Source organism: Tessaracoccus yangjingae, assembly GCF_055326235.1.
Window position 1 is genome coordinate 589,886 of the sequence record NZ_JBUZNN010000001.1, and the last position, 9,231, is coordinate 599,116.

Annotated in this window: 8 protein-coding genes and 1 pseudogene; 8 read left to right on the forward strand and 1 reads right to left on the reverse strand. The window is 57.5% G+C overall.

The genetic code is table 11. From position 1 onward, the window contains the following. Positions 1 to 2 precede the first annotated feature (2 nt). From ACZK5D_RS02795 to ACZK5D_RS02825, 7 genes are all read left to right on the forward strand, one after another. Positions 3 to 611 (forward strand): GNAT family N-acetyltransferase, encoded by a 609-nt coding sequence (locus ACZK5D_RS02795; RefSeq protein ID WP_463664170.1) that lies wholly within the window; start codon positions 3 to 5, stop codon positions 609 to 611. 33 nt (positions 612 to 644) lie between these two features. Continuing rightward, positions 645 to 1,298, forward strand: coding sequence for a sugar transferase (locus ACZK5D_RS02800; protein ID WP_463664171.1), 654 nt, complete (start codon positions 645 to 647; stop codon positions 1,296 to 1,298). After that, on the forward strand, positions 1,295 to 2,425 hold the full coding sequence (locus ACZK5D_RS02805) for a glycosyltransferase family 4 protein (protein WP_463664172.1): 1,131 nt from the start codon (positions 1,295 to 1,297) through the stop codon (positions 2,423 to 2,425). Before ACZK5D_RS02800 ends, ACZK5D_RS02805 begins: the two co-directional genes overlap by 4 nt. Continuing rightward, positions 2,415 to 3,599 (forward strand): glycosyltransferase, encoded by a 1,185-nt coding sequence (locus ACZK5D_RS02810; protein WP_463664173.1) that lies wholly within the window; start codon positions 2,415 to 2,417, stop codon positions 3,597 to 3,599. The genes ACZK5D_RS02805 and ACZK5D_RS02810 overlap by 11 nt, the downstream gene beginning before the upstream one ends. After that, positions 3,599 to 4,918, forward strand: a complete 1,320-nt coding sequence (locus ACZK5D_RS02815) for an O-antigen ligase family protein (RefSeq protein WP_463664174.1) — start codon at positions 3,599 to 3,601, stop codon at positions 4,916 to 4,918. Before ACZK5D_RS02810 ends, ACZK5D_RS02815 begins: the two co-directional genes overlap by 1 nt. Continuing rightward, positions 4,915 to 6,093: a glycosyltransferase family protein gene (locus ACZK5D_RS02820; protein ID WP_463664175.1), complete on the forward strand. Its 1,179-nt coding sequence runs from the start codon at positions 4,915 to 4,917 to the stop codon at positions 6,091 to 6,093. The genes ACZK5D_RS02815 and ACZK5D_RS02820 overlap by 4 nt, the downstream gene beginning before the upstream one ends. A gap of 161 nt (positions 6,094 to 6,254) precedes the next feature. Continuing rightward, positions 6,255 to 7,685 carry a lipopolysaccharide biosynthesis protein gene (locus ACZK5D_RS02825; protein WP_463664176.1) on the forward strand — a complete coding sequence of 477 codons (1,431 nt, stop codon included), beginning with the start codon at positions 6,255 to 6,257 and terminating at the stop codon, positions 7,683 to 7,685. A 98-nt stretch (positions 7,686 to 7,783) separates the two neighbouring features. Here ACZK5D_RS02825 and ACZK5D_RS02830 read toward each other — a convergent pair. Next, positions 7,784 to 8,116: pseudogene (locus ACZK5D_RS02830) on the reverse strand (transposase); the annotation flags it as partial. Positions 8,117 to 8,318: 202 nt separating this feature from the next. On the opposite strand from ACZK5D_RS02830, the gene ACZK5D_RS02835 reads away from it, so the two are divergent. Beyond that, positions 8,319 to 9,231, forward strand: a 913-nt coding sequence (locus ACZK5D_RS02835) for an ISL3 family transposase (protein ID WP_463664177.1), incomplete at its 3' end; no start/stop codon positions are given.

Below are 9,231 nucleotides of genomic sequence, written 5' to 3' on the forward strand. Positions count from 1 at the left end.
TCATGGAGGTCGAACAAACATATGGGTTGCGAGACGTTCCCCTTCTGGCGCAACTTCACATCAAGTGTTTTCCATCGTTCTTCCTGTCAGCGCTAGGGACTAGGTTTCTTGAGGAGTTCTACGCGGGCTTCCTTGAGGATGAGACCGCCGTAATCGCCCTGCTTCGAGGCGAAGACTCTCGCCCATTAGGCTGCGTAGTGGGCACCACCGCTCCGCGCGGGTTCTTTGGGCGACTTCTTCGTCGCCGCATCGTAAGATTTGCCTATGCTTCGTTAATCGCCGCAGCGCAGCGACCTCGGACTATCCCTCGCTTGTTGCGGGGGGCTGTCTATCGCGGTGGGGAGGGTGATATACGAGAAGGCGCTCTGCTCAGCTCAATATGCGTGGACCCAAATGCCCAAGGAGCCGGCGTAGGCCGCAGACTCATGGGCTCGTGGCTCGCCAGTGCGAAGTCGAAGGGTGCACCTCGGGCCTTTTTGACGACTGATGCCGAGAATAACTCCAATGCAAACGCCTTCTACCTGACTAATGGTTGGGCTATCGTCGGACAAGTAGTGACGCCGGAGAGCAGGCGGATGAACGTCTACGAATATGACCTTGAAAATGCGTAGAATCCAACGTGAACAAGTAGGTAGGTGCTTTTCATGATATCGCTAAGTTCCTGCAATAGAGTACGAGACATCGTCATATCGATTGCAGGCTTGGCCATTCTCTGGCCACTAATTGTCTTGGCGGGGCTGGCCGTTCGTGTTGAGACCCGCGGGCCAGCGATCTTTCGACAAACGCGAATCGGCCAGCATGGGAGACCATTTGAGATTCTGAAACTGCGCACCATGCTGACAGGGTCTCGAGGACCGTTGGTGACCGTGCGTCGTGACGACCGAGTCACACGTGTCGGGCGCCTGCTCAGAGCCTGGAAGATCGATGAGTTGCCACAATTATGGAACGTGCTGGTAGGAGACATGAGCTTGGTGGGACCCCGACCTGAACTTCCCGAATTTGTCGCGATGTGGCCGGAGACGCGCAGAAGCGTTATTCTCAGCGTTCGCCCGGGTCTGACCGATCCCGCTAGCGTTCTGTTGCGTGATGAAGCAAGCCTGATCGAGGGGGCCTCTACCGACGGTAGCGCCTACGTCGATGTCCTGCTCCCCATAAAGACCAGTATGTATGTCGAGTATGTTCAAGAACAATCCTTCATGACTGATCTGAGGGTCATGAAGGATACGATGAAGGCCGTTCTTCGGCCCCGCGAGCTTACCTATGCCGACCTTTTGCACCTGAAGGAGAGGCGGCGGTGAAGAAGATCTTGATTGTCTCTTCGACTGGAAGGCAATTCTTCCTATTTGAGGGTGTCAATATACGAGTGCTCGCGGACCAAGGGTTTCAAGTGGAGGGGGCTGCAAACCTGGTTGATGAAGATCAAGTGCGACTGGCGACCGTACCGATCCCACTCCACCATGTAGGTATCCACCGATCACCGTTCTCCTTCCAGAACATCTTGGCCCTCCTTCGGCTCGTCCAGATAATGCGTGCGGGAGACTATCATGCAATCCATTGCCATTCACCTATGGGAGGTGTACTTGCAAGGATCGCAGCTATCATTGCGCGCGTACCCACTCGGATCTACACAGCCCATGGGTTTCACTTCTTCCGCGGGGCTCCCGCGATAAGCTGGTTACTCTACTTCCCCGTTGAGATGATGCTCTCCCGCGTGACCGATCTTGTCATCACCATGAATGACGAAGATTTCCGACGTTCGCGAAGGATGGGTTCAAGACTTCAGGCCAAGACACCCGGGATAGGCGTTGATATTCAACGCTACGCCACTTCTCCTGCCTTGCGAGAGCGCGTCAGGACTAGCCTCGGTATATCCTCGACGGCGCTCGTTCTACTAGGCGTTGGGGAATTGATACCGCGCAAGGACCATGGCACGCTGATCCGAGCAATGCAGTCGCTTCCGGAGGACACAATCCTCTTGATCTGCGGCCGTGGAGCGGAACGCGAATCGCTCGCGCGAACCGCACGCGAACTCGATGTCGCTTCGAGGGTCCGCTTTCTTGGCTACCGTAGAGACATGGTCTCGATCTTCGCCGCAGCAGATCTCTTCGTCTCCGCAAGTACTCAAGAGGGGCTGCCGGTCGCGGTCATCGAAGCCATGGCTTCCGGGCTGCCTGTGGTCTGCACCGCGATCCGAGGGCACGTTGACCTGGTAGTCGAAGGTCAAAACGGCGTACTGTTCAATCCGAGAGATGCCGCGGCACTCGCCCATGGGGTTCGCCTCATTGCCGGGAATCCAGATTCCGTTCGAGAGATGGGATCGAGAAGCCGCGAGCTCGCAAAGCAATACGATGAGACGCATGTGGCCGAGCTCATGAGTGCACTCTATCTTGAAGTGCTGGGAGAGGCAGACGCTGATGGACAGTGAGCCGGAAACCGCACGGGAGGTTTTGCTGATTCCATCGTGGTACAAAACGGTGCGCCGGCCATATCGTGGCCACTATTTCCTGGAGCAGGCCGTGGCTCTTCGGGCACTAGGCTACTCCGTCACCATCGTCGACACAGTTCTGCAGAGTCGAGACGGAATCAACCCTCGGGACTGGCACCGGCCATCTCTGACGGTAGACAGTGGAATTCCAGTCTACAAATGGAAACTACCAGCTGGGCCACTTGGAAGAATGCCGCACGTGTATGTCGAACTGTATTCCAAGCTTCTCCGGGGGGCGGTGAAGGTTCTTGCGAGCGATGGAATTCGTCCTGATCTGATCCATGCTCATTCCACCTATCCAGCCGGCTATGGTGTTGTTCGGTCAGCTTTGAGCTCTGCAAATGTTCCTCTGGTCATCACCGAACACCTTAGCGGATTGCATCGACCCGATGTCCCCCCACCCCTTCGTCGAATGCTCGCGGACTGTGTAGCTGCCTCAAGCGCCTTCATCTCGGTATCGGCATCGCTCCAGAACCGACTGGTAGGGTTGCTGGGTCTGAAGGATGCGCCCGTGAAGTTCTCGGTCTTGCCAAATCATGTCGGCCCGATCTATTTCTACAGGGAATATTGCTCCGCCGACGATTTCACTTTCCTCAGTGTTGGGAATCTAATACCCATCAAGCGGACAGACGTGCTGATTTCGGCATTCGCCAAGGTTCTTGAGGGTCTTCCTCATTGTCGACTGAGGATAGTTGGAGCGGGGGGTGAGCGACGGAAGTTGGAGGGGTTGGCCCAGCGTCTCGGAGTCGCGTCCCGTGTTACATTTGTTGGAACAATGCCTGCCGAGGACTTGGTCCATGAGTATTCACGCTGTCATGCCTTCGTGAGTGCAAGTTCGTCTGAGACCTTTGGAATCGCCTTCCGCGAGGCTATGGCGGTTGGGCGTCCGGTTGTGGCAACCCGCAACGGAGGTGTCGACGACGACATCGATTCGGTGAGCGGCCTCTTGGCCGCCAGTCCGAGTGCCAGTGACCTGGCGTCCGCAATGGCCCACATGGTCACCCTTGCACCGAGCTACAATCATCTCCGGATCGCCGAAAGAACATTGAGCAGGTACGGCACGCGAAACATCGCCACCCAGTTGAGCCGTGTCTACGTGCGGGTGTCGAGTTGATGGACACGCGTTATCCCGCTTCTACTCGATATACCGGCAGCCTAGGGTATCGCTTCGGCACCTTCTCAGGGCTCTTCATTCTTCCCTACATAGCGTTGCTTCTCCTATCAGTTCGAATCCAGGCATTTCGGCTGATCGAGATCTTGGCATTCCTGCTGTGGATCGTGACGTCGTTCGTCGTCTCGCGAGGTCGCGTTATGGCCTACTTCACGGGGAGATGGGCCATTCTTCTCGCGTGGGTAATGGTGAATCTGGTGGCCTCAGCGCCAAGAGGTGACGTTCCTGAGGCGCTTCGTTGGAGCGTAGGGATCTTTATGGGTCTAGCGCCTGTCGCGCTATTTGATGTCTTGCGTGGATCTGGAAGCCTCAAGTACGGCCAATCATGGCACCGGATTGTGGCTGCGTGGTCTAGTCTGCTGCTGCTCGGCTTAGTTCTGTACAACCTCTACCTTCTTTTGGAAAATCCAATGATCGCGCGATATCTCACCTCCTATGACCCGTCCAGATCGAGCTCCACACTTGACGTCTCTGATCTCCCTCTGGTGTCTGGGGGTGGATTTGATCTCGTATACGGACTGGTGGTCTGCCTTCCTATTCTCGTCCACGTTGCCAGAGACGCCCGTGTATCTAGACGTGTCCGCGGCTCCGCCTTGGTTTCCATTGGGCTGGTGACGATCCTGCTGTATATGGCGAACTTCGCGACTGCAATGTTGGTGGGGATTGCCAGCATCGGACTCGCAGTGGTGTACGGCCGAGGCATGTCCCCCGCAAAGGCGTTTCTGACACTCGTTACGGCATTGGCGGCTATTCTCATGGCGCAGACTGTTTCAGTTCGTTCAATGGCGACCTTCGTTAGTGAGCTGTTCCCCAGTGAGAGTCTGGTACATATCCGTCTCATGGAGTGGTCTCGCGGATCGAATACTGATGGTGAGGAGACTAGCATGGACTACCGTCTTGAGAATCTCCAGCGATCGTTCGACTCGTTCGTGGATCGTCCGTTTTTTGGGAGCTTGCATGCGGCACATTTCGACTTTTCATCCGAGGTCGCTTTTGTTGGACAGCACAGTGAATGGCCGGATATGCTTGCACGCTACGGTATCGTAGGTAGTGCCCTGTTGGGCGGCTTCATTATTCTTTCGATCATTGCACTGATTCATGAGCACTCCGCATCCGACTATAGATCGTCACTGGGTGTCTCTGTTGCGGTGCTGGTCGTATTGGGGTTCCTGAACCCGATCCTGAGTTCTAGTGCAATCTTCATGCTATTCGCGTGGGCGCCTTCCGTCATATTCGTCCTAGAACGAGGTGTCAAGCAATGAAGGTCGTGGCTCTCTTGGTAATGCCTCCGCACGCGTTGCCGCCAGCATTGACTCTCTTTCACGCTTTAGCCGAGATTCAAGGCTCGCTGGATGTCATTGTTCCTCACGTCGATCCCGATTCGCTGAGTGTCCAGTCAATCTCAAGCGTCGTTCGTTGGCACAGTCTCTTTGATACTGATTGGTATTCTGAGCTTGCTCATGTCTCATGGCAGAAGCGGCTGGCCGATCGTCTATTCACGTTTCGACGTCTTCTGTACGCCAAGCTTGAGGAGTTGTACGACGAGGACACAATCGTTTGGCTCGTCCACGAAGAGTCGGCGATGTACGCCGGGTCGGCCATGTTGCGATACAGGACGATCCTGTCCGTCTACGAGCTGCAGCGATCACCGCGGCAATGGCGACTATTTCCGACTGCGGTTCCTGCAGTCGCACGTGGTAGCCTCGCGGTCGTTGTGCCAGAGCGGACTCGGGCGCACATATTGAAGGCTTGGTGGCGCCTTCGGGACACTCCGTATGTCCTTCCCAACAAGCCCTATCCATTCGACTCTGAGAAACGGCGCTCGCTAGATTCCGGCTTGGAAGGAGAGTTGAGAGCGCTAGGTGACCGCCGGCTTGTGCTCTATCAAGGTTCCGTTGGTTACGACCGTGAGTTCGGAGGCATGGTCGACTCATTTTCGGCGGTCTCAGATAGCTTCTCCTTCTATGTCATGTCGCAAGCGTTCGCAGAGTCTACAGCACTAGGAGAGCGAGGTATTAGTGGCAACTTCAGGCCGGTAGGAGGCATCGCGGCTCCGGGGCACCTCGCGGTGACCAGTTGGGCGGATTTTGGTTTGCTTTCCTATGTTCCCAATCAGAACATGCGTCGACATGAGCCCCTCAACCCAATTCTCGCAGCTCCGAATAAGCTGTACGAGTATGCGGGATTTGGGATCCCGATGATTTGCAACGATGTCCCGACGGTTGCTAACCTCCTCGAGCGATATCAAGCTGGGGTCATCGTGGACTACAACAATGAGGGCGCGCTTGGGAGGGCTCTGGAGGTTCTCAACCAAGACTATGAGCTCTACTCAGAAGGAGCTCATAAACTATTCGCGTCAGTGGATGTTCCTCAGCTGGTGCGCGGGGTAGTCAATTTAGCAGTTGACAGGGTTGCGGGGAGGGAGACCGTCCAGTGACCACGGCCGTGATTCTGTGTTTATCTGATCGAACTGTTGGGAGTCGCGGCGCTGGGAGGCGCTCTCATGTTCGAGGCACTGACCCTTCGAGCGGGGCGGGCCAGTTCCTTCTCATCCATCGTCCAGGCGCATTCCTCGAAGATTCGTCGGAGCGGAGTTAGATGACGAGCACGTCTGGCAGCTCGTTCCGCGCGTTTCTCTGGAAGATGATGGAGAGGGGCGGGAGCCAATTCTCTGCTTTCGTTATCAGTATCATCCTCGCACGCATCCTCTCACCCCGCGAGTATGGATTGTTGGGCGTAGCCTTGGCTGTCCTCGCGTTTGGGTCGATTTTCGTGCAAGGGGGCTTCTCGAGCGCGTTGATTCAGCGGCGTGCGGTGACGGATAGGCACTTCACCGCTGCGCTGGTCTATTCGCTCGTGGCTGCGGGCATCCTTTCGGCTGTCGGATTCGCGTTAGCGCCGGTGATGGCTGCATGGTTGGCGGAGCCTGACTTCACAGCGGTCCTCAGAGCCATGGTATGCCTCTTGCCTTTGATCGGTGTGAGCGGTCTTCAGAATGCTCTGATCGCGCGTAGGCTTGAATTTCGGAAACAGTTCATAGTCGGTCTCGGAGGGGTCGCTATCGGAGGCGCCGTCGGTATATATCTGGCGTTGAATGGGTTCGGTGTATGGGCGCTGGTTTCTCAGCATGCAAGCATGCATGTAACGTCGGTGATAGGCGCCTCGCTTGTCGCGCGATGGGACTTCACTATCCGTGGTGCGTGGTCGGCTATGCGTATTCTATGGCCCTATGGATGGAGGATTCAAGTGGCCGGGCTTGTCGATGTTGGGTATGTCAACTTGATGAGTCTCTCGGTAGCGAACTTGGATGTTTCGGCTTTAGGGCTCTTCAACCGTGGCAAGCAGTTTCCCTCGGTAGCCGTGGAGGCTGTGAACGGCGCTGTTCAGGCAGTGATGTTTACCACTCTGGCGCGACATCAAAGGAACAAGCCGGTGTTTGTTCATCGGTTGAGAGAGTCTGTCAGGTTGAGTGCTTTCGTCGTCTTTCCCATGATGGCCATCCTTGGCGCTTCGGCCGATTCATTGGTCCACTTACTCCTAGGAGAAGAGTGGGCAGGGGCCGCTTTGTTCGTACAATTGTTCTGCGTCATGTATTCGCTCACTCCGATCGAGGGGGCGCACATCCAGGGATTGAAGGCTCTGGGGCTCGCCTCAGCGTTTCTCCGTCTGGAGGTGGCCAAGAAGTCGGTCGGGGCGATCCTCCTTCTGTCGTTGCTCTCGTCTGGAGTGAAGGCGGTTGCCGTGGCGGTGCTGTTGATGGCGGTTCTGTCTGTATTGTTGCATTCATTCTTGAGCGTTAGGACGCTTGGCTACAGACTGCGTGAGCAATTCCGTGACATCCTCCCAAGTTTGACAGGTTCGGTCGTTGTAGGAGTTGCGTGCTCGACCTTGGGGATGTTGTCAATCGCGCCTGTGTTCATCTTGCTGAGTCAGGTCATTCTCGGAGTTGTCCTATACGGGGCTATTGCTGTTGTGCGCCGGGATGCGGCTCTCCAATCAATCCTAGAACAGTTTCGCTCCCGGGACTGAAGCGCGGGTAGGCCGGGGTTGGTTGAGTATTCATTCGGTCTTCTGACCTGACTTAGGCCACTTTCCTCGGACCTGACTTAGACCACTTTCCTGGCTCTTCACAGAAGGCAGTGGATTTGAGGTCTGAACCCGCCAGCGTCGAGTAGGCAGCGAGCGATGTAGTTGACAATGCTTCTGAATCCTCTGGCGGTGCCTCGGAGGTGTTCGAGGAGGCCATTGATCGCTTCGGTGGGGCCGTTGGATGTGCGGGGGTGGTCGAAGAACGCGAGGATGTCGTCGCGGCGTCGATGAAGGGTTTGGCCCAGGACGCGGAGTTCGTCGAGGCCGGCCGGGACCCCGGCCTTGATGGTGTCGATGAGTCGGGTCATGATCTTCTTCCCTTCGGCGGGGTTGTCGGCTTGGTAGGCGTCGATCACGTCCTGGTAGACGCTCTAGGTGGTCTCGAACGCGACGTGACGCTGGTCGGCGAGTACTTTGGCGGCTCTTCACAGAAGGCAGTGGATTGATGGGCCGCGTTTGAGCGGCGGCTGACCCGGGTCAAGGATCCCGTCCCGGGTGCCCTGGGTCGAGGAGGGGGCCCTCGGGTTGGCAGGATGAAGGTGTCTACGCCTCATCTGAAACCCAAGGGCCCTTGTGCGAAACGCTACCCCACCCTGCCTCGATACGTTCTGCCGGCTCGATCGTCTCGGGCTGACCGTGACCGCCCAGCGCGTCGAACCCGACCACACAGTGCTGCGCTGCCGCCCCACCACACCGCCGTCGCCGTGTCCGGGGTGCGCCGGGCCAGGGGTGCGGCACGACGCGGTGCTGCGTCGTCTGGCGCATGTGCCCTACGGCTGGAAACCCACGATCCTCGAGGTGATCGTGCCTCGATATCGCTGTGTCCCGTGCCGAAGGGTGTGGCGCCATGACATCCGGGCCGCGGCTCCGTCGAAGGGGAAACTGTCGCGTGACGCGATCATGCAGGCCGTCAAGTCCATCGTGATCGACCGAATGTCGATCGCACGGGTCGCGGCCAACCTCGGCGTCGCCTGGAACACCGCCTGCGACGCGATCCTCGCCGCCGGCGCCGACCTGCTCATCGACCATCCGCAGCGCCTCGACGGGGTCACCACGGTCGGGGTCGATGAGCACGTCTGGCGACATACCCGCCACGGCGACAAGTACGTCACCGTGATCATCGATCTCACTCCGACCAGGACCAGAAGCGGCCCGTCGAGGTTGTTGGCGGTGGTCGAGGGCAGATCGAAACAGGCCTTCAAATCCTGGCTCGAAGCCCAAACTGAGGCCTTCAGGGACACGGTCGAGATCGTCGCGATGGACGGCTTCACCGGCTACAAATCCGCCGCCGTCGAAGCGATCGACACCGTCACCACCGTGATGGACCCCTTTCATGTCGTGGCCCTGGTCGGGGACAAGCTCGACCGCTGCCGGCAACGCGTCCAGCAAGAGACCCTCGGGCATCGGGGCCGCTCCGGGGACCCGCTCTACGGGATCCGTCGGGTCGCCCGGACCCGCGCTGGGCTGCTCACCGAGAAGCAACAGC